Annotated in this window: 19 protein-coding genes and 1 pseudogene; 9 read left to right on the forward strand and 11 right to left on the reverse strand. The window is 69.1% G+C overall.

Annotated elements, in window-relative coordinates; genetic code table 11:
- Positions 1–139 precede the first annotated feature (139 nt).
- Positions 140–973 (forward strand): alpha/beta hydrolase family esterase, encoded by an 834-nt coding sequence (locus WME96_RS26040; RefSeq protein WP_437284298.1) that lies wholly within the window; start codon positions 140–142, stop codon positions 971–973.
- 81 nt (positions 974–1,054) lie between these two features.
- Here WME96_RS26040 and WME96_RS26045 read toward each other — a convergent pair whose 3' ends face one another.
- The 4 genes from WME96_RS26045 to WME96_RS26060 all read right to left on the reverse strand — a co-directional run bounded on the left by WME96_RS26045 (position 1,055) and on the right by WME96_RS26060 (position 5,577).
- Positions 1,055–1,984 (reverse strand): hypothetical protein, encoded by a 930-nt coding sequence (locus WME96_RS26045; protein WP_437284299.1) that lies wholly within the window; start codon positions 1,982–1,984, stop codon positions 1,055–1,057.
- 480 nt (positions 1,985–2,464) lie between these two features.
- Positions 2,465–3,268, reverse strand: coding sequence for an SDR family NAD(P)-dependent oxidoreductase (locus WME96_RS26050; protein ID WP_437284300.1), 804 nt, complete (start codon positions 3,266–3,268; stop codon positions 2,465–2,467).
- Positions 3,269–3,404: 136 nt separating this feature from the next.
- Positions 3,405–4,577, reverse strand: a complete 1,173-nt coding sequence (locus tag WME96_RS26055) for an alpha/beta hydrolase family esterase (RefSeq protein WP_437284301.1) — start codon at positions 4,575–4,577, stop codon at positions 3,405–3,407.
- Position 4,578: 1 nt separating this feature from the next.
- Positions 4,579–5,577 carry a hypothetical protein gene (locus WME96_RS26060; RefSeq protein ID WP_437284302.1) on the reverse strand — a complete coding sequence of 333 codons (999 nt, stop codon included), beginning with the start codon at positions 5,575–5,577 and terminating at the stop codon, positions 4,579–4,581.
- An 872-nt stretch (positions 5,578–6,449) separates the two neighbouring features.
- Between WME96_RS26060 and WME96_RS26065 the strand changes: the two genes are divergently transcribed.
- The 3 genes from WME96_RS26065 (at position 6,450) to WME96_RS26075 (ending at position 9,077) form a co-directional block, all read left to right on the forward strand.
- Positions 6,450–6,977: a hypothetical protein gene (locus WME96_RS26065; RefSeq protein ID WP_437284303.1), complete on the forward strand. Its 528-nt coding sequence runs from the start codon at positions 6,450–6,452 to the stop codon at positions 6,975–6,977.
- Between the two features lie 362 nt (positions 6,978–7,339).
- A complete protein-coding gene (locus WME96_RS26070) occupies positions 7,340–8,128 on the forward strand; it encodes a formylglycine-generating enzyme family protein (protein ID WP_437292354.1) in 789 nt (262 codons plus the stop codon).
- 367 nt (positions 8,129–8,495) lie between these two features.
- Complete coding sequence (locus WME96_RS26075; RefSeq protein WP_437284304.1) at positions 8,496–9,077, forward strand: hypothetical protein; 582 nt, start codon at positions 8,496–8,498, stop codon at positions 9,075–9,077.
- Here the strand turns inward: WME96_RS26075 and WME96_RS26080 are convergent.
- Positions 9,065–11,704, reverse strand: coding sequence for a hypothetical protein (locus WME96_RS26080; RefSeq protein ID WP_437284305.1), 2,640 nt, complete (start codon positions 11,702–11,704; stop codon positions 9,065–9,067). The two genes, WME96_RS26075 and WME96_RS26080, sit on opposite strands and share 13 nt — an antisense overlap.
- A gap of 444 nt (positions 11,705–12,148) precedes the next feature.
- Between WME96_RS26080 and WME96_RS26085 the strand changes: the two genes are divergently transcribed.
- Positions 12,149–14,047 carry a TonB-dependent receptor domain-containing protein gene (locus WME96_RS26085; protein ID WP_437284306.1) on the forward strand — a complete coding sequence of 633 codons (1,899 nt, stop codon included), beginning with the start codon at positions 12,149–12,151 and terminating at the stop codon, positions 14,045–14,047.
- 344 nt (positions 14,048–14,391) lie between these two features.
- On the opposite strand, the gene WME96_RS26090 is transcribed toward WME96_RS26085, so the two are convergent.
- Positions 14,392–14,598 carry a hypothetical protein gene (locus tag WME96_RS26090; protein ID WP_437284307.1) on the reverse strand — a complete coding sequence of 69 codons (207 nt, stop codon included), beginning with the start codon at positions 14,596–14,598 and terminating at the stop codon, positions 14,392–14,394.
- A gap of 815 nt (positions 14,599–15,413) precedes the next feature.
- On the reverse strand, positions 15,414–15,827 hold the full coding sequence (locus WME96_RS26095) for a winged helix-turn-helix transcriptional regulator (RefSeq protein WP_437284308.1): 414 nt from the start codon (positions 15,825–15,827) through the stop codon (positions 15,414–15,416).
- Between the two features lie 281 nt (positions 15,828–16,108).
- On the opposite strand from WME96_RS26095, the gene gstA reads away from it, so the two are divergent.
- The gene (gene gstA, locus WME96_RS26100; RefSeq protein ID WP_437284309.1) at positions 16,109–16,729 is read left to right on the forward strand and encodes a glutathione transferase GstA; all 621 of its coding nucleotides are present in this window, start codon (positions 16,109–16,111) and stop codon (positions 16,727–16,729) included.
- An 89-nt stretch (positions 16,730–16,818) separates the two neighbouring features.
- Here the strand turns inward: gstA and WME96_RS26105 are convergent, their stop codons facing one another.
- The 3 genes and pseudogenes from WME96_RS26105 to WME96_RS26115 form a co-directional block, all read right to left on the reverse strand.
- Complete coding sequence (locus tag WME96_RS26105; protein WP_437284310.1) at positions 16,819–17,844, reverse strand: aldo/keto reductase; 1,026 nt, start codon at positions 17,842–17,844, stop codon at positions 16,819–16,821.
- Positions 17,845–18,066: 222 nt separating this feature from the next.
- The gene (locus WME96_RS26110) at positions 18,067–19,413 is read right to left on the reverse strand and encodes a DUF1552 domain-containing protein (RefSeq protein WP_437284311.1); all 1,347 of its coding nucleotides are present in this window, start codon (positions 19,411–19,413) and stop codon (positions 18,067–18,069) included.
- An 85-nt stretch (positions 19,414–19,498) separates the two neighbouring features.
- A pseudogene (locus tag WME96_RS26115) lies at positions 19,499–19,999 on the reverse strand (DUF1587 domain-containing protein); the annotation flags it as partial.
- Positions 20,000–20,274: 275 nt separating this feature from the next.
- Between WME96_RS26115 and WME96_RS26120 the strand changes: the two are divergent.
- On the forward strand, positions 20,275–20,553 hold the full coding sequence (locus tag WME96_RS26120) for a MoaD/ThiS family protein (RefSeq protein ID WP_433926580.1): 279 nt from the start codon (positions 20,275–20,277) through the stop codon (positions 20,551–20,553).
- Position 20,554: 1 nt separating this feature from the next.
- Positions 20,555–21,730, forward strand: a complete 1,176-nt coding sequence (locus tag WME96_RS26125) for a WD40/YVTN/BNR-like repeat-containing protein (RefSeq protein WP_437284312.1) — start codon at positions 20,555–20,557, stop codon at positions 21,728–21,730.
- A gap of 106 nt (positions 21,731–21,836) precedes the next feature.
- On the opposite strand, the gene WME96_RS26130 is transcribed toward WME96_RS26125, so the two are convergent.
- The gene (locus WME96_RS26130) at positions 21,837–23,147 is read right to left on the reverse strand and encodes a cytochrome P450 (RefSeq protein WP_437284313.1); all 1,311 of its coding nucleotides are present in this window, start codon (positions 23,145–23,147) and stop codon (positions 21,837–21,839) included.
- 457 nt (positions 23,148–23,604) lie between these two features.
- On the opposite strand from WME96_RS26130, the gene WME96_RS26135 reads away from it, so the two are divergent.
- Positions 23,605–25,344 carry a glycosyl hydrolase family 28-related protein gene (locus WME96_RS26135; protein WP_437284314.1) on the forward strand — a complete coding sequence of 580 codons (1,740 nt, stop codon included), beginning with the start codon at positions 23,605–23,607 and terminating at the stop codon, positions 25,342–25,344.
- The last annotated feature ends 92 nt before the right edge of the window (positions 25,345–25,436 follow it).

The raw sequence follows: 25,436 nt of genomic DNA on the forward strand, positions 1-25,436 counted from the left end.
CACGGGCGCGTCGGGCGACCCTCAAGCCGCGACGAGCGGGGCGTCCGTCTCCAGCAGCGGCGGTGGCATCACGACGGGCGGCAGCACCACGACGGGCGAAGGCAGCGCGTCCACGAGTGGAGCCGGCGGTGAGGGCGGAATGAGCGGCAGCGGTGGTTCGCCAGGGACCGGCGGTGAGGGCGGATCGACGGACGGCAAGGTCCCCCCGGAGCCGAGCGCGGGGTGCAACAAGGCCAATCCGCAGACGGGCAGCGCGCAGAGCCCGCTCACCGTATCGGGTCACCAGTACTACGTGAAGCTGCCGACCGGCTACGATGCCAGCAAGCCGTACCCGGTGATGATCATGTTCAACCCGACGGGGAACCCGATCAGCTGGGCAGAGCAGAACGCGGGCTTCGAGGCGACCGGGCCCAAGGAGGCCTGGATCCGCGTCTACCCTCACCCGGCCAACTCCAACTCTGGCTGGGGGGCGAACGACGTCTCGTTCTTCCAGCCGTTCTACGACCAGATCACGAACAACTTCTGCATCGACAAGGCGCGCGTGTTCGCGGCGGGCGAGAGCTCGGGCGGCGACTTCTCCAGCATCCTCGGCTGCGAGCACGCGGACAAGCTGCGCGCGGTGGGCCCGTGCGCCACCAAGAACGTGTCCCAGTATCCGCTCAACGCCGGCACCCGGGACTGTACCGGACAGGTCACGTCGGTCGTCATTCACGGAGAGCGCGACTCGGTGGTCGGGACGGAGAACGGCCCGAAGACGCGCGACTTCTATACCGCGCTGAACCACTGCGGGACGAGCACGACGCCGGTCGAAGGCTACACGGACAACCTCTCGAACTGCGTCATGTACGAGGGCTGTGACGAGGGCTATCCGGTCTACTGGTGCGAGCACGGAGACCCGAACTACAGCAACACGAACCACGGCTGGCCCGGGTTCGCGCCCAAGTTCCTCTGGAGCCTGTTCTCGACCTACTGAGGATCGTGACGGCCCCGGCGGCGGCCGACGCATGCCTGCGTCGGCCGCCGGGGGCGCATGGCGGGGCGACCGGCGCGGGGGCTACGGGCGGTCGAAGAAGTCGAAGACGTCGGGCAGCACGAGCGGAACCATCCCTGCATGGTCCGCATCGACTTCCTTGTAGGTGATCGCGTAACCGCCAGCCATCATCCAGTCGCGCAGCGCCCGGCTGCCCGTCAGGGAAGGCGTGCCGACGGTCCCCTCCGTCACGAAGATGGGCATGTCGCGCAGCCGGTCCCAGGGATAAACCGACTCCTGGACGAAGGGGCCGGACATGGGGGCCAGAGCCTCCCAGTAGTCGGAGTACTTGGCGCCGATGTACCAGGTGCCGGCGCTCCCCATCGAGTGTCCGGTGAGGAACATCGCGCTGCGATCGACCGGGTACTCGTTCAGCACCAGCTCCAGGACGTTGATGACGTCCTTCTCGCTGAGCTCCTGATCGCGTTCGCGCTCGGGCGTGCGCATGGCCAGGAGCTTCTCGGCCTCCTCCGGTTGCCCGAACACGGCCGGCAGCCGCAGGTAGGTGCCATACGCGCCGTTGAGGCCGAGCGGCGAGACCAGCAGCACGCCGTGCTGGTCGGCCAGCGTCACCATCTGCTTGTTGTTCTGATCCAGGTACGAGCTCTCGTCGTTCCCGGCGCCGTGCAAGAACATCACGAGGGGTAGCTCCGACGTGCCGTCCCAGCGCTCCGGGACGCAGACGCGGTAAGGAACGTCGGCGCCGGCGGCTGGAAAGCGATAGGTCCTGCGCTGGTCACCTCTGGCGCGCCACGCTGGCGAGCTGGGATCGGCGACGGACGTGGCGAGCTCTCGCGCCTCGAGCACCACGGCGCGCGGATCGAGCTCGGTCCCGAACGAGATGGCCACCGGCGCGAATTCGTCCTGGCCGCCAGTCCCCGTCGAGCCTCCAGCGCCGGCCCCGCCGCCGGCCGCCGTCGTTCCGCCGCTGGGCGTCCCACCCCCGCTGCCCATGGCGCCGCCTCCCTGGCCTCCCGCGCTGGACGAGGCGCCCCCAGCGGACGAGGCGCCAGGATCGGCGCTCGCCGTGCTGGTTCCGCCGCCACCCTGACCGGTGGAGGTGGCGCCCTTGTCGACGTCATCGCTCCCGCAAGCGACGAGCGACAGCGCGCAGCCGATGCAGGCCAGTGACGAAAGTACTCGATATTTCATCATTCTCGCTCCGGGGGACGCGAGAGGCCCGCTCCGGGCGCGCCGCCGGGCGCTCGGACGTCTCCGAGCGCCGCGCGGCGCGCAAGGTCGAGGTCTCTCGCGACGCGTGTAGAAAAAAGGTGCGCGGACACTGTCGACGCGAGGGCGACAGTCTCTGAGCGACGTCGCGCCCGCGTGCTCACGTCACGCCGGGCGCGGCGAGAGATTCACCTATACCACCTCTCGCGGCCGGCGACAGCGCTCAAGCCGACAAGGACCCCTGCTCCGCGGGGCGCGTCGAGGTCACGCCGCGCGGCCAGCGGCGCTCGGGAGCGCGGGCGCCTTCGGCTTCCCGAAGCGCGCCATCGCCTTCGCGGCGAACTCCCGGCCGAGGAAGCGGGAGAGGAACGCGGCGGCCTTGTTCGCGGCGCCGTGGGCGACCGTCGCGCGGCCGGCCACGAAGGCCGCGAGCCCGGCGCTCACCACGTCCTCCGGCCGCGCCCTCCTGCTGGCCCCCGGGACGTCGCCCGAGCGCTGGAAGAACGGCGTATCGGTCGCGCCGGGGCACAGGGCGAGGACGCGCACGCCGCGCGGGCGGTACTCGCCCCAGAGCGCCGCGCTGAAGGAGACGACGAACGCCTTCGTCGCCGCGTAGACCGCGAAGTACGGGATCGGCTGGAAGGCCGCCATCGACGCCACCTGGATGACGCCCCCCTTTCGACGCTCGATCATCGGCATGAACCCGTGCGTGAGCTCGACGAGCGCGCCGACGTTGAGATCGATCTGCTCGCGCTGCGTCGCCAGGGAGAGCTCGTCGAAGGCGCCATACACGCCGAAGCCAGCGTTGTTGACGAGGACGTCGACCTCGAGCCCCCTCGCGGTCACCGCGTCGAGGAGGCGCCGCGCGGCGCCCGGGGCGGCGAGATCTGCGGCGATGACGTGCGCCTCGCCGAGCTCGGAGGCGAGCGCGGCGAGCTTCGCCTCGCTGCGCGCGACCAGGATCAGCGTCGCCCCGCGCCGCGACAGCTCGCGGGCGAACGCCTCGCCGATGCCCATCGAGGCGCCCGTGACGAGCGCCGTCTTTCCCTTGAAATCGAAAGGAGTCATGGCGGAAGGATGGTTTCGGGCGCGCTTCTCGACAATGGGCATCGGCGGTAAGCCGGTTTCCACGAATGCAAAGCGCGATCTCGTGGCGCTCGCCGAGCAGATCGAGCGCGGGCGGCGCGATGTGCTCGTCACGCGCTCACGGCAGCGAATGCCGCTTCAGCGCGGCCCACCCGACCGCGGGGCTTCCCCAGGCCATGCCGCCGCCCTGCGCGGTGCACAGCGTCACCTCCGCGCCGTCCGCGCAGCTCGAGTAGGTCGAGCAACCGTTGCTGTCCTCCGCGCTCGGGGCTCCCGCGCACTGGTTCAGCTCGGCCCACCGCGCGAAGGTGCCGACCGCGCCCAGCAGGGTGATGCTCGCGCCGTTCGGCGCCTGCTGAGGCCCCCCCTCATAGGGAACGAGCACGTCCGCGGTACCCCGGAACGAGATCTCGGTCACCGGCCTCACCGGCTCGCAGGGCTGCTCCGACGCCGCCAGCAGGTCGAAGGCGCTGGGAGCGACTCCGGCAAAGACGTCTGCCGCGTTGCAGGCCAGGTGGTACGCCATCCCGCCGCCGTTGGCGACGCCCACAGCGTAGACTCGCTTGACGTCGACGCACGCCTCCGCCTGGACCTGCTGGACCAGGGCACGCGCGAACCCCACGTCGTCGACGTCGCGCGACGTCGTGCAGCACGGCCCGATGTTCCACGCGCCGTCGATGCCCTGCGGCCACGCGACGATGAACCCTTCCTGCTCGGCGAGCTCGCGGTACCCCGAGGCGTCGGCCTCCGCCGCCGGCGTCCCGCCGAGCGTATGGAAATCGAGCACCAGGGGCATGGGGCTCCCCCCCGTGTAGCTCGCAGGGAGGCGGACGACGTAGCTGCGGGTCGTGTCCCCGACCGTCACCGTGCGGTCGTTGTCGCCGATCGACAGGGTGGTGGCCGGGCAGGCGGTCGCCGTCTCGCCCTCGCCGGGCGCCCGGCAGAAGCCGCCCTGACAGCGGAACGGCGCGCCGAGCGGCTCGCAGTCTGCGTCGCCGCTGCAGGACAGATCGCAGAACGCAGCGCTCTCGGCCGCGGCGCAGGCCGCCTCGGCAGGCCGCTCCGCCACGGCCACGCACGCCGCGCCCGAGGCGAGCGCCGTGCATTCGTCGGCGGCCGAACAGGCGCGCGTGCACACGCCGCAGAGGCAGGCGAGACCTTCCTCGCAGCCGGCGTCGCAGCTCGTGAGGAAATTGGTCTCGCTCCCGGTTTGAGGGGTCAAGCCCCTGCAGGCCGAGGACAGGAGCACCGCGCCCGCCACGCTCGCGATGAGGCACGCCGTCGTAACCACACTAGTCCTCATCGCCGCCTCCGACGTCCTGCTGGATCAAGCACTGTCCAACGTACAGAACCACCTGCGTGTACCTGTCCGGCGTCTCGTGCGCCGCGTTGAACGCTTCGACCTGCTCGCGCAGCTCGACCAGCTGGGCGCGCAGGCGCCCCAGCGTCTCGTAGGCCCGCTGCTCGTACGGATGGCCGGGCCACACGTCGAGGGTATAGGTGCTGCCCCCGACGCGGTCGGCGAGGCCGGGCGCCGAGCGATCCTCGCGCAACCTGCACAGGATGGTCTTCACCATCGCCTGGAAGTGATCGAAGATCGCCGCCTCCCACCCCACCGGCGAGCCCAGCAGCACGTAGAGGCTCGCGGCGCTGTACGTCGCTCCGGCGTCCTCCCCGGTCCGCTCGACTCGCCCCGATTCCACGAGGCGCCTCAGGGCGCAATCGAGCTCCGAGCGCTCGAGGTGCGTCCGCGGGAGCAGCTCGTCGCGCGTGAGCGGGCCTTCTCGATAGATGATCGCCCAGACCAGCTCGTCCACGCCCTCGCCGGAGCGAAGCGCGCGGAGCGCGCCCAGCTCGTCGTCGGACACCGCGCGATACACCACCTGAGCCCCCTGCCCCGCCTGGAAGATCAGGCGGCTCTCGCAGAGGTCGAAGAGCACCCCGCGGAGCAGGACATCGTCCTCGGCGGCGAACGCCCTCAGGATCTCGGCGCGCGGCGTGATCCCCCGGCGGCGGATGTGGTCCAGCACGGCCTCCCAGAGCGAGCGGCCTCGCTCTACCGAGCTCTCCGTGATTCGCCGCACCCGGCGCTGGTAGCTCCGGAGCCCCATGCCAAACATGTCGGCGCCCACCTTGCGGCTGACTCCCTGCCGCTCGAGCTCGGTCACGAGGTCCTGGAACACCTGGTCCGCGAGCTGGGCCAGGGGGGCACGCCAGCCCCCCGAGGTCGCCAGCTGGGCGATGAGGACCGTGGTCTGGCGAACGATGGCGTGAATCAGCTCGACTGTCATGGGGTTCGACGAGAGATCCTCGTAGACCGCCGCAGACTAGCGCGGCACAGGTCAGGGGGGGAGTGACAAACCCGACACCCCTCGGGCGTGAGGGGTCGACGATCGGCAGGGCCGTGCGGGACCCGCACGGTGGTTGTGGCGTGAAGGAAGCCGCTTCCCTACGTGGCGGATCGGTGACCGGCGGCGCCGCAGTCGGCGGAGCCACCGCCAGCGCAGTCGCGGTGGGCGGATGTTCGACAAGCACCGGAGTCGGCGGACGTGTCACCCGTGGAAGCGCGACGGGAGGGGACGCCGTCACCAGCAGCGCGGGCACCTCTCGAGGTCGACGAGGGGGGATGACAGGTTTGTCCAAGGGGGGCGACGACGATCTGGCCGTCTATTCACGCCGGTCGCAGCGGCAATAGAACGCGGACGGTCGGACGCGAGCCGAGAGTCGCCGCAGGTCCCGACCCAAAGCCCCCTAACAGAAGGTGACGACGATGAATTCTCCTGTTCTTTCCTGCCGGTTGGTGGCCCGCTGCGCTCTTGCGATAGCCGCGCTCTGCCTCGGCGCTTGCGGTTCAGAAAGTGCCCCGGTCGACGGTTCCGGGTCGGGAGGCGCCGCGGTCGGAGGGACGACCGGCACCGGCGGCCCCGCGACCGGAGGTTCGGCCAGCGGTGGGACAGGCGCTGGAGGCGCCAGCACGAGCGGCACTACCGGCAGTACGACCGGCAGCGCTACAGGCACCGGCGGAGGTGGCACCGGCGGCGCAGGCGCGGGCGGATCAGCGTCGGCGAGCGCTGCGGGCACCGGCGGAGGTGCCGGAACGGCCGGCGGGGATGACGGCCTGCCTCCGACAGGAGACAACTCTGTCGCGTACACTGGCTGCTCGATGGCCAACAACATTGGCACTGGCTACAAGCGCGTTGGCGGAAGGATCATGTGGAACGCGGACAATTATCAAACCGGCGCCATGGTGGTCCAGAACTGGACGAGCCCCAGCAGCTCTTCCTGGCAGCTCTTCGACCGGAAGATGGAGTCGATCGGAGGGATAGACGTCGTCAAAGCCATCATGGTCCAGATCTGCATCCTGTCCCAGAGGGCGACCGATCAAGAGCTCCGTGACATGGTCAACGCGGCGCGCCAGCACGTCAACCCGGGAACGCACATCTACATCGTGGGTCAGCCGGTCTACAATGAAGGGCACGATTGCTTCATCGCGGGAGCCGGAGGTGCCGATTGGACCGACATGAAGGCGCAAGAGCTGGCCAACGACCCGACCATCAACGAAAACATGAGCTACCTCGGGAAGTTCATCCTCGACAATGACGCGGGCGAGGTCAGCGACGGCTGCCACGCCAGCAGCCCGAAGGGCGAGAACGTGCTGGGAGAGCAGGCAAAGGCCTTCTTCGGGGGCTGATCGGAGCGCAGTCCAGACGAACCCAGCTGCGACGCTCGTCGGCGTCCTGACCGACCTGGAAAGCGTCGTTCGACGACGGCATGTCCGGACAGATCCGTGTGCAGCGTAGCGGTGAGCCCTGCTCCCGGGAGGGAGCAGGAGCTGACCATGGTGGATGAACGATGTTTTCGCTTACCGGTCCTTGCCACACCGCCGGCATCGCACTTCTCGGGCTGCTGATCTCGGCAGGTTGTACCGCGGGCGAGACGATCGCGAAGGACCGAAGCAACGGCCACGCGGACGCCTGGGCTGGAGCGGCGCCAAGTTGCACCGGGCTGCCGGCGACCTGCGGGCCATCGGGGGACGAGGGCTGCTGCAAGAGCTTGCCGGTCCCCGGCGGAACCTTCGCTCGAAGCTACGACGGCGTGGACTACCTGGACCGGAACTACCCGGCGACGGTGAGCGACTTCTACCTCGACAAATACGAGATCACGGTGGGTCGGTTCCGTGCGTTCGTGAACGCAGGCATGGGCACGCAGGCCAGCCCGCCCCGGGATGGTACGGGCGCACATCCGAAGATCCCAGGCTCTGGCTGGAGCTCCGCGTGGGACACCAGGTTGCCCCCGGACACGGCTGCCCTGAAGAACGCCCTGGAATGCTTTGCCCATCGGAGCTGGACGAACACGGCGGGTAGCAACGAAAACAAGGCTATCAACTGCCTGGACTGGTACACGGCGTTCGCTTTCTGTGCATGGGACGGGGGTCGGCTGGCGACCGAAGCGGAGTGGAACTACGCCGCCTCCGGGGGCAGCGAGCACAGGTACTACCCGTGGTCGGAGCCAGCGACCTCCACGACGATCGATGACAGTTACGCGGTCTACTGCGGCGGCACGTGCAGCCTGCAGGACGTCGGATCGAAGTCGCCGAAAGGCGACGGGAAGTGGGGGCAAGCCGACCTGGGCGGGAACGCGTGGGAATGGACGCTGGACTGGGACCCGGTCCAGTACCCGATGCCATGCCATGACTGTGCCGCTGTGGTAGCTGGCTCCTACCGGGCTTTCCGGAGCGGCAGCAACGACGAGCTCGCCCCGACCCTGCGGTCAGCCACCCGCCACGTCTACTACCCCGAGCACCGAGGCAACATCGGGGCGCGTTGCGCCAGAACCCCTTAGTTACGGCTCGGTGCTCATGGCGACGAGCTTCATCCTGCCGTTACAGGTCGGGCACGCGAGCACATCGATCGCGAACGTGCGGCGCAGCGGTGGACGAGAACCGGTACAGCTCTCGCACGGCGGCCGAGCATGAGAGAGAAGTAGCCGGGTTTCAACCTGTTCGGTGTCCTGGCCATCACCTGTGAACGCAACGCCGCCTGCCGTGGCGCCGATCCTCTTTCCGCAAGGGCCAGCGCGGAAGCTGCGGCGGCGCCCTGCGGCAGCGATCGCCGCTGGCGTGCAGAGGAACGGCGTTGCGCCGACGTTCTCCTGGTCAGGACACAATCCGTTCGAGGCGTCCCTGTAGCGGCCTGTGAAGGAGCAACCCATGGCAGTCGCGCAGCAGCATGCGGGTCAGCAGAGCCTGCTCACCGATGATTTTCTCTACTTCGTCCTGAGGCTCCGAAAGTCCCGTATCCGCCAGGTGGCGGACCGCGTGCGGCGCATGTACCCGGACGAGTCACCCGAGCAGCAGGCGCGGCACCTGGTCCGATCGACCGCGGCGATCGCGTTCGCCGCGGGCGGCGTCGTCCATACGCCCGCCATCATCCCCGGGTTCGGCGTCATGTACGAAGGCCTGGGGTTCGTCGCCGGCACATCCATCCTCACCAGGATGCACCTTTACCTGATCCTCGAGATAGCGCTGCTCTTCGGGAAGGACATCGACGAATCCGACCGCGTGAAGGAGATCGCGGCCGTGGTGGCGACCTGCGCTGCCAGCGCCGCCGCTCCGGCGGCTGTCCTCGCGGCGACGATGAACCCGGTCTTCGCCGTGGCGACAGGGGCGCTCGCCGCGACCGCCGCGACCCGGGCGATCGGGGAATCAGCGATCCGCCGCTACAAGCGCTCGACAGCGCCCGAGGCGGCGGCGGCCCCGGCGCCCGCGGTCGGCGGGCGTCAAGACGGCTGATCTCGCCGGGTTGCCCGGCTCCGTGAGCCCTTCCGGGCGGCCGCCGCCAGGCAGAGCACGAGCCCCGCGATCGCGGCCACCGGGCTGTCTCCCGCCGCCGCGCCGGCCACCCGGCACCCGCACCCCTCGTCGTGCGCAGCAGCGTCCCCGCCGCTGCCTTCGCCTTCACCACCGCCCGGGCCGTCGCCGCCAGCGCCGCCAGCGCCGCCAGCGCCGCCGTCGGGCGCCACGTCATCGCTGAGGACGTGCGCCGCGACGCGACGACCTTTCGAGTCTCCCCAGATGCTCTCGTAGACGTCATGGGCGACGAGCGTTCGCCCGGCCCCGTTCGAGGCGACCTGCAGCTTCTCCTCCACCACCGACGGCGTGTCGGTCACCGCGAACGGCGTCGAGACCTCGCCGGTCGTCGAGAGCCGCACGGCGAAGACGTCGCACGCTTCCAGCTCCGCGTCCTCCCGGTACCGCTGCTCGATCCAGGCCACGACGAACCGCTCCCCGTCGAACGCGACCGCCGGCTCGTGCACCACCGCGTCGCTGTCGGTCGTCGGGATATCGGCCTGCGCAAGGAGCTCCCCGTCCCGCCCGACGAGCGCGGCGTGGACCGCCGAGTCCGCGCGCGGTCCGCCCCACACGATCAGGAACCGGCCGCCGCCCTGCGCGACGCGCGGCCGCGTGTTCGGCCCGGCGTTGAAGGAGGACAATGCAGGCAGCCGGGTCGCCGTGTGCCAGCGCAGAAAGCGCGCCTCGAGCCCCCCGCTGTTGGACGCCGTCCAGACGACCATACAGACGCCGCTGTCGCAGGCGATGTCCGGCGCAGAGGGCTCCAGCTCCACGTCGAGCTCGATCGGTCCGGTCACCTTGCCGTTGGCGCGGATCCGCCCGATCTGCACGCCGCCGGCGTCGGAGGGCCCGCGGAAGCGGCTCGCCACCACGATATCGTTGCCGTCCAAGGCGAGGCGCGGAGATTCCGGCGTCGTTTCGTTCCACGCGGAGAGGTCGATCGCGCGGGCCTGACCCGTGGGGTCGAGGAGCGCCCCTTCGAGCGTCTGGTCCTGGATGTACACGACGGCGTGCTGCGCGCCGTCGAACGCGACCGCCGGCTCCCCGACGTTGGCCGCGGTCGCGAGCACCGAGGGCGCGCCCAGGACGACGCCGTCAGGCGCGGTCCAGGCGACGCGGAGCTCCCATCCCAGCTCTCCGTCCGTGCGCCCTTCGCTCCACGCCGCGAGGAAGCCGTCGCCGGAGGGCGCCGCGGCGACGCTGTGCTGATCGCTCGGCACATCCGAGAGCAGGACGTTGCCTTCGAGGCGCGCGCCCCCGGGCGACAGGCGCGCAGCATGGATGTCCGGGTTCCTGTGCAAGGAGGCGCCCTGCGCGTCGGCCCACGCGACGAGGTAGGCCGCGCCGTCGAAGACCGCCGCGACCTCCGCGTCGGGCTCCGGGGTCGTCGACAGGAGCGTCAGCGCGGCGTCGGGCAGCCCGGTATCGCGGTCCACGCGCTTCGCCGACACCCGGTGCTCCCCCACGCCCGTGGCGTCGTCGTGGTGCGAGTACCCCACGACCACGAGGTAGCCGGAGCTGTCCGCCGCGACAGCGAACGGCCCACGCCAGTCCTTGCCCGGCACGAGGGAAGTCCCCGCGGCGTCGAGCACCGTACCCTCCGACGTGACGCGCGCCGCGACCACGCCCGGGGTGCCTTCGCTGGCATCGAGCCACGCGACGAGGCACTCGCCGGGGCGGCACGCGACCGCCGGGCGATCGCGGGGGGAGGGCGAGGAGGAGGGGGAGATGGCGAAGCTCTCGGGATCGAGGGCCACGCCCGTCGGCGTCACGCGCGCGCCGAGGACGCGGGCGTTTTCCGCTCCAGGGGAGTCGCTCCAGACGACGAGGTAGTTGGTCCCGTCGTACGCGACGGCCGGCGGTGTCCCGCCGTGCGTGGTCTCCGCGACGTCGATCGGGGCCTCGTCGAGGAGCGCGCCGTCTCCGCCGACGCGCCGGGCCCACCGGCCGTTCGGCGTGTTCCACACGACGAGGAACGTGGCGCCGTCGGAGCCCACGGCGGCGCTGTCGAGCCGGTCTCCCTCGGCGACGAGGAGGGGCTCCGCGTCGAGCGCGGCGCCGTCGTTGTCGAGCCGCAAGGCCAGCACGCGGTTGTCGCCGCCGTCGGCGGCCTCGACCCAGCTCACGAGGTACCCAGGGCCGCCGGCCGCGACGGCAGGTCTGGCCTGGGGCACGGACCGCGGCGTCACCTCGAACGGCCATGGGTCGACCAGCGCACCGTCGAGGATGCGGCGCCCGAGCACGTTCTGGGGGAAGACGTTCGTCTCTTCCCAGAGCGCGAGGCACCCGCCCGCGCCGCACGCCGCCGCCGGCGCGGTCTGGACGCCGGGCGAGGCGACAGGCGTCGGCTGCCCGAGCTGGAGCTCGTCCGAGACCTCGGTCGCGGCGGCTGAGCGCGGAGCCAGGACCAGGCCCAGGAGGAGCAGCGCGCCCGCGGCGCAGCGCCTCGCGGCGTCCTGCGCTGCGCCGCGCCGCGGGCGGCGCTCGGTCAGGCCAGCCCGCGTCCACCGCGGGACCGCGCGCGTGCGCGACGACAGCGCATGTCGAACAAGGAGGGTATTCAGCATGGGTCTCCGTGCAGGGGGCGCAAGCACGTTGCGCCGGTCGTGGAGCCCATCTTCTCATCAAGCGGCGGACGGACACCGCAGCGGAGCAGGATTTCACGGCTGCGCTCGACGAGCGCGGAGCCAGTTGAGCAGGAGACCTCGGTAGGTGCGGAGGGGCCGCACGAACCTCTGAAGTAGCGGGAGTCATGCCGCGCGAACAGACGGTGACCGCCGAGACGCGGAGAAACGGGCGTACAGTGGAGAGGTAACCGCTGAGCCCAACGGGACACGCTTGCCCGCTAAAGCCAGCCCATCCTCACGGGGCCGCGCGGCGAGAGGCTCCGCGACGAGCACGGATCCAGCGGACGCGCCGGCTCGGTCGAGCGTTGCGCAGGCGGCCAGCGATCACGAAGCTCGGCGCCCGGACGCACGCGCCGGTCGCCAGGCGCGCCCGCGAGGGCTCCTTTGCGACAGAACCTGCTCCGTCGAACACATCCTGTCCTGTCCATCCTGGGCGCCGCGCTGCTCCTCACCGGGGCACGCGTGGCCTGGGCCGAAGAGGCGCAGCGTCCCGTCCTGGCCGCCGCGCCCGCGGTGACGCCTCCGCGTCCGCTCGCCCCGCCCGACGTGGGTTACCCGGAGGGTGCCCGTGGCGACGCCGTGGTCCTCCTCGTCATCACGGTGAGCGCGGACGGCACGGTCCGCTCGGCGAGCGCCAGCGAGGGCCCAGAGCCGTTCGCCTCGGCCGCGATCGCCGCCGCATCGGCCTTCCGCTTCGCGCCGGCGACGCGCGACGGCGCGCCGATCGCGAGCAAGATCCGGCTCGAGATCCGCTTCACCGCGCCCGCATCCCTGCCTCCGGCGCCCGCGCCGGGCGCCGCCGAGCCTCCCCCGCCCCAGGTCGCTCCCGGCGCGGCGCCCCGGCCCGCGCCCGAGCGGCCCACGACGGTCGCGCCGCTCGAGGTCACGGTGCGCGGCGAGGCGAAGGCGCCGCCCGTCACCGGCTTCAGCCGCGCGGAGGTCCGGCTCATCCCCGGCGCGTTCGGCGACCCGTTCCGCGCGGTGGAGGCGCTCCCGGGGGTCACGCCGGTCTTCTCGGGCGCGCCGTACTTCTATGTTCGCGGCGCGCCGCCCGGCAACGTGGGCTACTTCCTCGACGGCGTCCGCGTCCCGCTCCTCTACCACATCGGCTTCGGCCCCTCGGTCGTGAACCCCGCGCTCGTCCAGCGCGTCGACCTCTACCCGGGCGGCTATCCGGCGCGCTACGGCCGTCACACCGGCGGCATCGTCGCCGGCGAGACGAGGCCGCCGCTGCCCGAGGCGCACGGCGAGGGCCCGGGCGCGCGCTTCCGGGCCGGCGCCGGCGTCACGCTCGAGGACACCGACGTGAACCTCCGCAGGACCGATGTCGACGCCACGATCGACGAGATTCTCTCGCCGCGGCTCGACATCACGGCCGGCGGGTTCCTCGACGCGGACCTCGAGGTCACCCCGCGCCTCCAGCTCTCGCCCGGTCTCCGCCTCGACGTCGTGCGCTCCGAGGGCGCGACCTGGGTCTCGATCGAGCCGCGCATCGCGGCCCGACTCACGGTCACCCCCGGCGTCCGCTTCGTCCACGCGCACGGCCTCGCATCACAGCCACCCAGCTTCATCGCGACGTTGCCCGGCCTCCAGCCCTCCATCGACCAGGGTCTCCAGTGGAGCCTGCAGTCGAGCGGCGGGATCGAGGTCGACTTGCCCGAGGACGTGGAGGCCAAGCTCACGCTCTTTCGTAACGCCTTCTTCAACATGACGGACACGCTCGGGACGTCGGACAGGGACAACAACATCCCGGTCTCGCTCGCGCGCCGATCGCTGGGAGCCAGCACCGGGCTCGAGCTCTCGTTGCGCCGCCGGCTGACGCGCCGCCTCGGAGGCTTCCTGGCGTACACGCTGTCCCGGTCCACCCGCGCCTTCGACAGGTACGAGATCCCCTCCACCTCCGATCGCACGCACGTGCTGAACCTCGCGGTCAGCCACGATCTCGGCCGCGGTTACAGGGCGGGCAGCCGCCTCGTCTTTTACACGGGGACACCGACCTTCACCGGGACACCGAGCCAGCTGGTGCCGAACGGCGTCCCTCGGATTCCGGGCGTCCCGATGCACGAGATAGGCAGGTATTCTTCGTTCTTCCGGATCGACGTCCGCGCCGAGAAGCGCTGGTCGATCGGCCGCACGGGCTGGCTCTCGGCGGTGATCGAGGTGCTCAATCCGACGCTGAGCAGAGAGGCGGTCGCCTATGACTGCAGCTCGCCGCTCGGCTGCGAGGTCCAGTGGATGGGCCCGATCACGATCCCGAGCGTCGGGCTGGAGGGCGGGTTCTGACGAGATGCGCCCGGTCCGGCGCAGGGGTGTCCTGCTGCGGGCCCGCTGGTAGAAAGGCGTCTGGACCCCCTACCCACTCGATCGCCGCGAACGGCACGACGGGACAGGCTGCTGCCGTTCGTGGAAGCCCGCGGACTCGTACTCACGGAGACCAGCTCGCGTCCGGAATCTCCGGCGCGTGGCGGCCGGTTACCTGGGTTCTTCCCACGAGGCGTTACAAGCCATGTAACCCAGACGAACATCGCAGTCCCGGGACTCAGACTTACTTCCAGACCCGACCCCACCGCAGACCCCTACCGGTCGGCGCTCTGGCCCAGGGCACGAGATGGAGCTACGCCGTGTTCTCAGTCCGTCAGGTAGCAGGCCTTGAAAATGCCAAAGGCAGGATCGCCGAAGGTTTCGTTATTACAGTCGATGCCATTGGTCGCGGTTCGATAGAACCACTGGTCGCCCGCGCCGTATGCCACCGTATGCGTTCCGATGAACTGGCATCGCTGATGCTCGTCCGCGCACTTCCTCCACGCTGCGAACACATAGGCCGTCCTTTCCATGCTCTCACCGTGGCTCTGGGCCCGTCTGCTCTGGGTGCCCTTGTCCTTTGGAACAGAGGCGAAGAGCGATTCTTGTTTCGAGTCCGAGCGCGGCCCTCCATTCGCGGCGCAGCCGCTCAACATAGAGAGAGGTGCAACTCCACAAATGAGCAACATTACGAATTTTTGCATAAATTCCCCCTGAGCCACAGTGATCTCCATCGGCGATTACGCGAATTCACGTACGTTCAAGCCGGATGATAGTGATTACGATGCACTGTTTGTGCCGCCTGCGTGAGCAAGGCATGCACTTCGCGTTGGGTGATAGACGCTCACCGTCGAGCCCCACATTCACGCGGTGGGGCTCAACCCCCAGCGCTCTTCACCAGCCGAAACCAAGCCGCCGTCGTGACGGCGTGGTGCGGAAGAATAGGCCGCCCCGCGTGCCAGCGTGGTTGGTGGGGAGACCAGCAACTTCGGGGGTGGCCGGCCAGATCCGGTGGACAGCGTCGGGGCTGAGTCGGCGGGCTGAGGAGCGGCGAGGATGGCTGCCAGCCTGTTGGCCGACCCGATCCGAGGAGGTAGCTGCCTCGCGGCGCGCTCGTCGGATCGCTCGTGGCGGGGCTCGGCGCGCTGGCCGCCGTCGCCGATCTGCCGCGACGAGCGAGAGGATCGCCGCAGCGTGCGCCTTCTCTCGTCCCATGGCGAGGCATCGTGCCGGTCCTCGCGCGATTCGTCCATCGCAGCGGGCGCCACCTCTTCGGCGCCTCCTACGGCGGCAACAAGACAAGCATCAGCCCGCTCGGCAGCGACGGCGCAGGGGGCCGGCCCCGCTCTCAGGCGGTGAGGCTCCGCGCCGGGGCGGCCGCGCGCCTGCGCGAGCGTGCCCCGGGCCCCGGTACGGTGTGAGGCTCTCGGACGTTGAGCTTTCTGCCGACGTCGACGATGGCACGGAGCGCGGGCACCAGCTCCTGGCCGAGCGGGGTGAGCTCGTACTCGACCGAGGGCGGCGAGGTGGGCATGACGCGGCGGCTGACCACGCCCTTGGCCTCGAGCTCGCGCAGGCGCGCGCTCAGCACCCGCGCCGAGATCTGCGGGATGTCGACACGCAGCTCGCCGAACCGGCGCGGCTGCCCGCTGAGCGACCAGATGACGTTCGGCGCCCAGGCCCCGCGCAAGAGCGCCATGCACAGCGTCAGCGGGCAGAGGGGCGGCGGGGGGACGCGATTTTTTCGCACCGGCAGTGCCATGGGTAACCCCGAAGATACCCGTTTTTCAGGTATCTGGCACCCAGCTAGTATCCAGGAGTAACTTCGCGCGCTAGCTTGCTGGTGTCGATGGCCCCGGCCCCGAACGATCGGGGCTGGCGCGCCGCGGCCCTCGCCGCAGCGACGGGCTTCGCCGGGGCGCGCGGGGGCCTTCGCCGACCCCCCGCGCCCGTCCGCCCCCCGCCGCGCCGAACGCCCGGGGACGTCGCCGGGGCGGGGTCGTTCGTATCGCACCAACATCACATCATTCGAGGGATGCTTCCATGAAATTGTATTTCTCTCCCGGTGCCTGCTCTCTGTCTCCGCACGTCGTCGCCCGCGAGCTCGGCATCGAGCTGACGCTCGACAAGGTCGACCTCGCGTCCAAGAAGACGTCGTCGGGCCGCGACTTTCTGGCCATCAACCCGAAGGGGTACATCCCCGCGCTCGAGCTCGACGGCGGCGAGGTCTTGACCGAGGGGACGGCCATCGTTCAGTACCTGGCCGACCAGAAGTCCGAAGCGAAGCTCATGCCGCCGCCGGGCACGATGGCTCGCTACCGCGTGCAAGAGATGCTCGGGTACATCAACTCCGAGCTGCACAAGAGCTATAGCGCGCTCTTCAACCCGAAGACCGCGCCCGAGCAGCGGCAAGAGCGCGAAGAGTACCTGCGCAAGCGCTACGGCGTGATCGAGGCGGCGCTCGCGAAGGGGCCCTACCTGTTCGGCGAGCAGTTCACCGTGGCCGACGCCTACCTTTTCACGGTCACCAACTGGTCGAATTTCGTCAAGCTCGACCTGTCGGCCTTCCCCAATTTGCTCGCTTACCAGCGGCGGGTGGCCGCGCGCCCCGCGGTGCAGGGCGCGATGCGGGCCGAGGGGCTTCCGGTCGAGGGCGGCCAGTAAGGGGGCGCCGCGCGGGCGGCCCCCGGCGGCGGGCGCGCGCCGTCGCGCTCCACGCACAAGGGGGGCCGCAGCCCCGGCCAGGCCCGGGCTCACCAGCGCTTCTGGACGTTCGCGATGAACTTGTAGGGATATCCGAGCTCGAACGCGCTCGCGTCGTCGAGCCGCTGCACCTCTTCGGCCGAGAGCTTCACGTCGGCGGCCTTGAGGTTGTCGTCGAGCTGCTCGAGGGAGCGCGCGCCGAAGATGACCGACGTGACCGTCGGTTTGGCGAGCAGCCAGGCGAGGGCGACGGCCGCGGGCGTGGTCTGCTTCTCCTTCGCGATCGCGTTCACCGCGTCGAGCGTCCGCCAGCCGCGGTCGTTGTCGAAGTCGGCGAAGCTCTGCTTCCATTTTTCGAGGCGCACGCCTGGAGGCGGCGGCTGGTTCTTCACGTATTTCCCGGACAGGAAGCCGGAGGCGAGCGGCGACCACGGGAGGACGCCGATGCCGAATTGCTTGCACACCGGGATGTGCTCGCGCTCGAGGTCGCGCACGAGCAAGCTGTATTGCATCTGCAGCGCGACGAACCGATGGAGGTGCTCGGACCTCGAGATCCACTGGCTGTCGGTGAGGCGGTACGCCGCGTAGTTGCTCGCGCCCAGGTAGAGGACCTTGCCCGCTCTCACGAGATCGTCGAGCGCGCGCAGGGTCTCCTCCTCCGGCGTGTCGATGTCTTGCATGTGGATCTGATAGAGATCGATGCGATCCGTCCTGAGGCGCCGCAGGCTGTCTTCCACCGTCCGGACGATGCGATAGCGGGACGCGCCGGTGGAGTTCGGTCCTTCGCCCATGCGGAAACGGAACTTGGTGGCGAGCACCACGCTGTCGCGGCTCTTGGTCTCTGCCATCCACGCGCCCACGACGCGCTCGGACAGCCCGTCCTGGCCGTAGACGTCGGCGGTGTCGATGAAGCCGACGCCCCGCTCGAGCGCCCGGCTCATGATCGCAAACGACGTTTTCTCATCACAGCCGACGTTGTGCATGAACGATTTTTCGTTCGCTTCCCCGAAGGTCATCGCGCCGAGGCAGAGCACGGGGACCTTGAGCCCGCTGGTTCCTAGCGACCGATACTCCATGATGAGCAGTCTCCTCTGGTGGTTGGCGGGCGAGTATAGCGCAGGGACACACGACGTCGACGCACGCGTCGATGCGCCCGGCCTCTGTGCCCGCGAGACCGCGGGTACACCGCCGAGCCGAGGAGGAGGCGAGCGACCGCGTCCAGAGGACGGCTTGCGCTCGCCGCGTTCGCCTCGCGCCGGCGGCGAAGCGCGCCTTCAGCCAGGCGCCGCGGGAGATGCCTACGTGAGGTTCGTGAGCGGCCCGGTGCAGTACGCCGGCCCGCCGAACCTGGTCCGGGTGTCGCCGAACAGGTTCAAGATCGAGACGAGCAGGTTGTTGTGCGGGAGGTTCGGGTACCGGACCCAGCGCCCGGTCCGCAGGCCCCCGCCGCCGCCCGCCAGCAGGAACGGCATGTTCTTCTTCATGTGGGTCGGCGGATCCGAGATCTCGGAGCCGAAGAAGACGACGCTCTCGTCGAGCAGCGAGTGCCCGCCCATGTCGACCTTCTCCATCTCCTGCAAGAGATAGAGGTGCTGCTCCGAGTACCAGGTGTAGATGAGCTCGCACTCGGCCGGCCTGAAGCCGCCCATTTCCTGGTAGAAATGGTGGTTCTCGGTCAGGTTCAGCCACGGCAACGAGTACTTCGCCTCGGTGTCGCTCCACTGCAGGGTGCCGACCGCGGTGATGTCGCAGGCGAGCGCCATCACCAGCATGTCCGTCATCAGCTTGCCCACCTTGGGGATCGCCGCGTCGGTCGAGGTGTCCTTGATCGAGCCGACGTCGTCCGAGTTGAGCCCCGCGCTCGGGTTGTAGTCGGACGTGTCGACCCTCGTCGGGACCCGACAAGCGCTCGTCGCAGCCGGCGTGCTGCTGAGGCTCCGCTCGATCTCACGGATCTTCGTGAGGTGCTGGTCGATCTTCTGCTTGTCGGCCGCGCCGAGCCGCGCGGAGAGGTCGACGTAGCGCCGGTCGAGGAAGTCGAGGATCGATTGCTTCCGCGCGAGGCGACGGGCGGCGTCGTTGCTGGCGCCGGGGTCCAGCGTGCCGAAGAGATCGGTGAAGATCTCCACCGGATCAATGCGCGGCGGGATGGGCCTGTACGGCGCGGTGTCCTCGAAGTTGGCGATGTTCATCGGCGACATCAGGCCGTGGGACTTGCCTGTTGCCCAGCGCACCGCGAGCTGCAGGCTCGCCTTCGCCGTCCGACCGGCGGAGAGCCGGGAGGCGATCACCTGATCGACGGACGGCCCGCTCCCGTAGCCGCCGTTCGAGGAGCCCTCCTGAGCCGTGCCCGTGAGCCAGGCGATGATCCCGCTCTGGTGCTGCTCACCGCGCGCGCTCAACATGTCGAGGCCGTCCACGACGAGCAGCCGGTCCTGCACCGGCGCGAGCGGCGCCAGGATGGGGCCGAGGGTGAAGCTCGTCTCGGTGCCGGTCGGACGCCAGCGGTCGATCAGGGTCCCGCCGGGCGTGTAGACGGCGAGGAAGCGCCGGGCGGGGGCGGGTTGCGCGCGCGCCAGGCGCTCGGTTCCCATGATCTCCAGCCACGGCAGCGCGACGGCGATGGCGCCGGCGCCTCGCAGCATGGCACGTCGGCTCAAGCGGAATTTCGACATACCCCTCTCTCCTGTCAGGCAGCCATGGTGAGGAAACCGTCCGTCTGACCGGCAGCGTGTCCGCGTCGTGGCCAGAGCCATTTCCGACGTCCTCGCTCGGCAGCGAGGAGGCTGGCTCCGCCGTGTCGCCGCGGAGGTCCCGCACGGTGTCGTTGTACTCGAATCGCGTCAGCCGCCGCAGCGGCGCTCTCCCCTGTGCACCGCGCCGCCCTCGCAGACGAGCGAGTCGCCCGAGGTCTTGCTTGGGTCCTCCTCCCCGGCGCCACCATCGCCCACCGTCCGCCTTGCATGCGCTCGCCAGGACGAGCGCGATCCGGCAGAGCAGAGAGCTCCAGCATCGTTCTGGCGAATCAACGGTTTCACCGGTGGCAGTAGCAGATCGCCATCGGATCGGCTCACCGCGAGAGCAGATATTGCCGAAGCGAAGTTTTTCTGTCGCAGCGTGACCCTGTGAATCGGCGGCGCAGCCGCGGGTGCGCTGACATGCCGCGGCGACGTGCCCGGGGCGCGCTCGCTGCGCGTCGACGCCGACGAGCGGCGGGGGTGACCGGGACATAATTTTGCGGATCAGAGGTGAGGACGTCGAGTGACCCTTCTAGCGCCCAGTCGCCGGTCGTCGGGGCGCCTCGCCAGGGAGCTCGAGATGCTCGAGCATGGCGACGATGACCTCGCGCTCGGAGATGTCGGCCACGAGCCTACGCCGGCCGCCACGCGGGCAGGACAACACCTCCTCGAGGTAGACAGGCGGGTTGTCTCTACCACACCAGATGTCACCTCCGCCCTGCAAAACCGATTGACACGCGGCGACGTCGGGAGTACCGCAAGCCCATCATGCCGTCTGTCCACCTGACGCGCCACCTCTTCACCTTCTTTCCGCACCTCGAAGGTCAAACCATCGTCGTCGAGGCGTCGACAGCAGGTGAGGTCGTAGCGGCCCTGGAGAGGCTCGCGCCCGGCATCGGCTTCTACATCTGCGACGAGCGCGGCCGCTTGCGGACGCACGTCAACATCTTCGTCGGCAAGCAGATGATCCGCGACCGTAAGGGGCTCACAGACGCGGTCGCTGCCGACGACGAGGTCCACATCCTGCAAGCGTTGAGCGGAGGTTGAAATGGCAAGCCGTATCCTGCTGGGCACGCGCAAAGGCACGTTTGTCGTCGAGAAACAGAACGGCTCATGGAAGCCGCGCCTCGCCGGCCATGCCGGCGGTGGCGTCAACTATGTCGCGCGGGATCCCTACACGGGCAAGCTCTGGGCGCTGCTCGGCTTCGGCCACTGGGGAGCCAAGCTGTCCGTCTCCACGGACGATGGCGTGACCTGGACTGACAACCCCACCCAGATCAAGTATCCCGAGGGCGCTCGCTACATCGGCCAGGACATGTACGAAGACGCAGGCAGCGACTTCGGCGTCGGCATCAAGATCGTCACGCGCCCGGCCACGGTGCAGAAGCTCTGGATCATCGGCTTCGGCCCCGGCGGCGCGGTCTACGTGGGCACCATCCCTGGTGGCTTGTTCGTCAGCCGCGACGGCGGCGGCTCCTTCGAGCTCAACCGGCCGCTCTGGAACCACGAATCACGCGGCGGCGACCTCTTCACCGGCGAGGGCAAGGGCGAGACGAAATGGTTCGGCACGCCGGCCTCCGAGGGGGGCGAGTTCGCCCCGGGCATCCACTCCATCGTGGTGGACCCGCGCAACCCGAAGCGCATGCTCGTGGCCGTGTCCACGGCCGGCGTCATCGAGACAGAGGACGGCGGAGAGACCTGGCGACCGCGCAACAAGGGCATGCGGCTCGATCACACGCCCGAGCCAGACGCCGAGTGGGGCCACGACACGCATTACATCGAGCAATGCGAGGGCGATCCCGACCATATCTGGCAGCAGAACCACGTCGGTATCTACTACAGCAGCGACGGCGCAAGGAGCTGGCGCAAGGTGAGCCGCCCGGAACAAGGCGTGCATTTCGGCTTCCCCATCACCGCGGACGCGAAGGACGGGCGCACGGCGTGGGTCGTGCCCGGCAAGTCGGACATGCAGCGGATGACCGTCGACGGCGCGCTCTTCGTGGCTCGCACGACGGACGGCGGTGAGACCTGGCAGCAGCTCCGCCGCGGTTTGCCCCAGGAGCAAGCCTACGACGTCATCTACCGCCACGCGCTCGCCAACAAAGAGGGCGCTGTGGCGTTCGGGACCACCACGGGCAACCTCTACGTGAGCGATGACGGCGGAGAGGGGTGGACGGCCGTCGCCAACAACCTGCCGCCCATCTACTCAGTACGCTTCGCTTGACAGGTTGATGGCTCGGGCGAAGCGGTACGCAATCGCCCCTCACCTGGCCTCTCCCCGCCGGGAAAGGGACGTCGGCGCAACTCGGTAGAGTTCGCTGCGGCAGGGTTCAACGGACGATCACGCGCACGGGAGAGCCGGGCATACCCTGCAGCCCCACCCGCACCGGCTTCCTGGACACGAGCTCGAAGCTGTAGCGCCGCAGCAGCGTGCCCAGGACCAGCTTCATCTCGTACAGCGCAAAGGCGGCCCCGATGCAGCGCCGATTCCCGCCGCCAAACGGCAGGAATTCGAAGGGGGAATAGGTTCGCTCCAGGAATCGCTCGGGACGAAACACCTCCGGCTCCGGAAATACCGCGGGATTGTGGTGGGCCCAGATGATCTGCGCGAACACGCCTGCTCCGGCCGGCAACTCGTAGCCCGCGATCTGCATCGGCGCATTCAGCTTGCGTCCCACCCCCGGGCTGGGCGGGCGCAGGCGCAGCGTTTCGTTACACACCGCTTCCAGATACGGCGCCTTGGCCAGCGCCTCGGGCTCCGGATCCGCGCCCAGCGCCGTCAGCTCGTCCTGCAGCCGGCGCAACACGGCGGGCGCGTGTCCGAGAAAATAGAGCACCCAGGTGAGCGCGCCCGCGGTCGTGCTGTGCCCCGCGAAGAGCAGCGTGTGCAGCTGCTCGAAGATCTGCTGGTCGTTGAGCGCCGTCCCGTCTTCCTGGCGGGCTTCCAGGAGCAGACTCAGGATATCGGTGCGCTCGGCGGGGTCGGCGCGGCGGCGGGCGAGCTCCGGATCGAGGAAGCTGCGCAGGTCGCGGGTCGCGCGCTGCCTGCGCGCCCACGGGCCGATGCCCCGGAACTCCCGGCGCAGCCAGGGAATCACGAGGGTGATGGTCAGGCCGAAGGAGAAGCTCTTGCGCAGCTCCTCGAGCAGCTTCTCGAGGCGCGCCGCTTCCGCCGGTGCAGTGACTCCGAACACGAGGTGGACGATCGTCTGCAGCGAGATCGCGTGCATGAGATCCTGCGCCACCAGCTGCTGGCCCGGCTTGAGGTCCCGGGAGTGCTGCAGGGCCAGGTCGCAGATCTGCTTCCCATACAGGCGCATGCGCTGCCCGTGAAACGGCGGCATGAGCAGCTTGCGCATGGCCGTGTGCCGCGCGCCCGAGAGCGCGAACAGCGACGACTCTCCCATCGCCGCGGTGAAGCTCTCGCCCAGCATCTGGTCGAGGTTTTCCGGCGGCACCGCGAACACGGAGCGTAGCCCCTCCACGCTGCCGGTGGCCAGCACCGGTTTGCCGTTCATCTTCGGGCACGACATCGGATCGCCGTAGCGCTCCCGCATGCGCAGCGTGTAGCCGATCGGGTCGAGCATCCCCTGAATGTTCACCAGGATGTTGTTGGTGGGGCCTCTGGGCAAAGTGGTCATGGATCTCGTCCCTTCGATTGTATTGCCAGCTCAGGATCTATAAATTGGCATCGTTGCAGGGGGATAGGACAGCCATACTGCTTCGCAGATGTCAAGGATTTACGGCTTGTCCCCTTCGAGCTGACGTGATCGATTCCATCCGATCCGAGGCCGGAGAGCCATGCGGGCAACGGCTGGGTCGGGTCCCGCTGCGCTGGCACGCTGGCACGCTGGCACGCTGGCACGCTGGCACCGGCAGAGGAGCGGCCCGCCTGCTCCTCGTCGTTCCGCCTGGCGCTCACATGGTTCGAGGGGCAGCTGCGCTCGACGACGAGCCCCTATGCCCTCCCGCAGCCTCATCGGGGCGTCGGCGCTTCGTCGGCCGCCCGGTGCATCAGGCCGGCCGGGTGGTGCGGTTCTTGCCCCGCAAGAGGCCCGGAAAACCGAGCGCCGACGCTCACCCAACGACAGGAAACGTATGCTGTCCATGCAGCGGATCACGAAGACCTTTCTTTATGGCCTGTTCGCGCTCGTCTCCGCCCCAGCCGGGGCGGCAGCGTCCACGGGCAGCTCCGGCTCCAGCGCTGTCTGGGGCTATCACCCTTCGGCGGTCGAGAGCACCGAGGACCCGTCTTTCTGCGGCCTCGATGCACCGTACGACGTGCAACCGTTCACGATAGACGATGACAGCAACGATCCCTGCCCCACGGCTGCCCCGAATCCGCCGCCGCTCTGCAAGGGACCTTTTTGCCTCCCCGGCAATGTCTGCTTGGGAAACGAAGAGCTGCATGAGACTTCGAACGGGTGCACGAATGGAGGCTGCTGTCTACCAGGGTCCGTCGTGGATGGCGTGGTCGATGTCCTGCCCTACCTGACGCGACCGGTAGGAGCGGACTTCTCCGCCAATCCCGCCGTTGATCAACGCGACGACGTCGATGACAGCCCGGCCATCTCGAAGGCGATCGAATGCGCAGCGTCGCAGCCGACGACCAGGCGCACCGTGTACTTTCCTGCCGGGCGTTACGTGCTGCGCACGCCGCTGAGACCTGAGCACAGCAATATGACCCTGGAGGGGCCGGAGCTGTCTCCGGACGCCGTCCCTGGCGATCCCGGGACCGCGACCCTGGTGGCCGTCCCCTGCAATCCGGAGCAGTTTCCCGGGGCGATCCAGATCAACAAACTGGGTGTCTCGGGGATCTGGATCCGCAATTTCCAGATCGCGCTCACGGATGGCCCCTGGATCCAGGCCAACAGCGGCATCCGGGTCAACAGCTGCTCGAATTGCGAGGTGGAGAACATCATCATGCGGTACGCTCCCTCCCCCGCTCAGCTGCCTCAGTGCAAGCCACCCAACCTGGATGGCATCACCTTCGGCCTGGGGTCCTGGGGCGCGATCCGGAACGTGATCGTGGACGGCGTACCGAAGGGCGGCATCTACCTGTCCACGGTCACCGGCGACCAGCCCATGCCCCACACCGACGTGGAGAACTGCGAGATCAGAAACATCAACGGCCCCGTCGGGGCATCCGGGATCAAGATCATCACCTCCAACGTGACCGTGCGGAACTGCGAGGTTCACCATAGCCTGATTCATCCTCGCAATGGTGGTGCAGCGTATGGTGGGCACGGGCTGTGGATTGCCGCACAGGACTCGAATCCTAGCACCAAGCCTATCGATGTCTTGGTCCAGGACAGCTACTTTCACCACAACGGCGGTTCTGGGGTCGTGATGGCGAGCCCCATTCCGGACAAACGTCCTGAGCGGATCTACCTCGAGGGCGTCAGGACCGCTTACAACGGGAACCATGGTGTGCATATCCAGGCGGGGACCGATCTGGAGCTCCAGGACCTCTGGTCCTGGGGCAACGGGTACTCCGGCGTGTACCTGCAGTCGAAGGTGTCGCTGCCCGCGAGCGCGCTCCGGGTCGGCACCGTGACGCTGGATGACCCGATCATCTTCGATAATTATCTACGTCGCACATCGGGCGCCTACCCCGGGATCATCGTTCAGGCCAGCGACGTCACGATCAACGGAGGCGAGTTCGCTCGGTGCACCGGATCGCGCGGGAGGCAATTGAAGTCCATCCAGCAGCAATGCTGGATGTCGGGCCTGGAAGGCGAGGAGGTGCTCTTCTATCCGGAGAACAATGTCTTCTCGGACATCGTCTTGCACGACGATACGAGCGCGCCGGAGACGATGGTATGCCCCCATGAATGATCGACGCCTGTCGGCCCGCGCGTCCCCGGCGAGCCCCCAGCCGCCGCGCTGCAAGAGCATCGCGCGCGCGTTTGTCGCTCTAGGGATGTCCG

Origin of the sequence: Sorangium sp. So ce406, from assembly GCF_051474675.1 — a bacterium.
GTDB classification, from domain to species: Bacteria; Myxococcota_A; Polyangia; order Polyangiales; family Polyangiaceae; genus Sorangium; species Sorangium cellulosum_G.

Bases quoted from the DNA above. Each gene is read 5' to 3' on its own strand.
- WME96_RS26050 (WP_437284300.1), bottom strand. From the start codon at position 3,268: ATGACTCCTTTCGATTTCAAGGGAAAGACGGCGCTCGTCACGGGCGCC.
- gstA (WP_437284309.1), top strand. From the start codon at position 16,109: ATGAAATTGTATTTCTCTCCCGGTGCCTGCTCTCTGTCTCCGCACGTC.
- WME96_RS26040 (WP_437284298.1), top strand. From the start codon at position 140: ATGAGCGGCAGCGGTGGTTCGCCAGGGACCGGCGGTGAGGGCGGATCG.
- WME96_RS26045 (WP_437284299.1), bottom strand. From the start codon at position 1,984: ATGGGCAGCGGGGGTGGGACGCCCAGCGGCGGAACGACGGCGGCCGGC.
- WME96_RS26105 (WP_437284310.1), bottom strand. From the start codon at position 17,844: ATGGAGTATCGGTCGCTAGGAACCAGCGGGCTCAAGGTCCCCGTGCTC.
- WME96_RS26090 (WP_437284307.1), bottom strand. From the start codon at position 14,598: ATGGAAAGGACGGCCTATGTGTTCGCAGCGTGGAGGAAGTGCGCGGAC.
- WME96_RS26120 (WP_433926580.1), top strand. From the start codon at position 20,275: ATGCCGTCTGTCCACCTGACGCGCCACCTCTTCACCTTCTTTCCGCAC.
- WME96_RS26130 (WP_437284313.1), bottom strand. From the start codon at position 23,147: ATGACCACTTTGCCCAGAGGCCCCACCAACAACATCCTGGTGAACATT.
- WME96_RS26095 (WP_437284308.1), bottom strand. From the start codon at position 15,827: ATGGCACTGCCGGTGCGAAAAAATCGCGTCCCCCCGCCGCCCCTCTGC.
- WME96_RS26135 (WP_437284314.1), top strand. From the start codon at position 23,605: ATGCTGTCCATGCAGCGGATCACGAAGACCTTTCTTTATGGCCTGTTC.
- WME96_RS26110 (WP_437284311.1), bottom strand. From the start codon at position 19,413: ATGCTGCGAGGCGCCGGCGCCATCGCCGTCGCGCTGCCGTGGCTGGAG.
- WME96_RS26060 (WP_437284302.1), bottom strand. From the start codon at position 5,577: ATGACAGTCGAGCTGATTCACGCCATCGTTCGCCAGACCACGGTCCTC.
- WME96_RS26065 (WP_437284303.1), top strand. From the start codon at position 6,450: ATGGCCAACAACATTGGCACTGGCTACAAGCGCGTTGGCGGAAGGATC.
- WME96_RS26080 (WP_437284305.1), bottom strand. From the start codon at position 11,704: ATGCTGAATACCCTCCTTGTTCGACATGCGCTGTCGTCGCGCACGCGC.
- WME96_RS26075 (WP_437284304.1), top strand. From the start codon at position 8,496: ATGGCAGTCGCGCAGCAGCATGCGGGTCAGCAGAGCCTGCTCACCGAT.
- WME96_RS26125 (WP_437284312.1), top strand. From the start codon at position 20,555: ATGGCAAGCCGTATCCTGCTGGGCACGCGCAAAGGCACGTTTGTCGTC.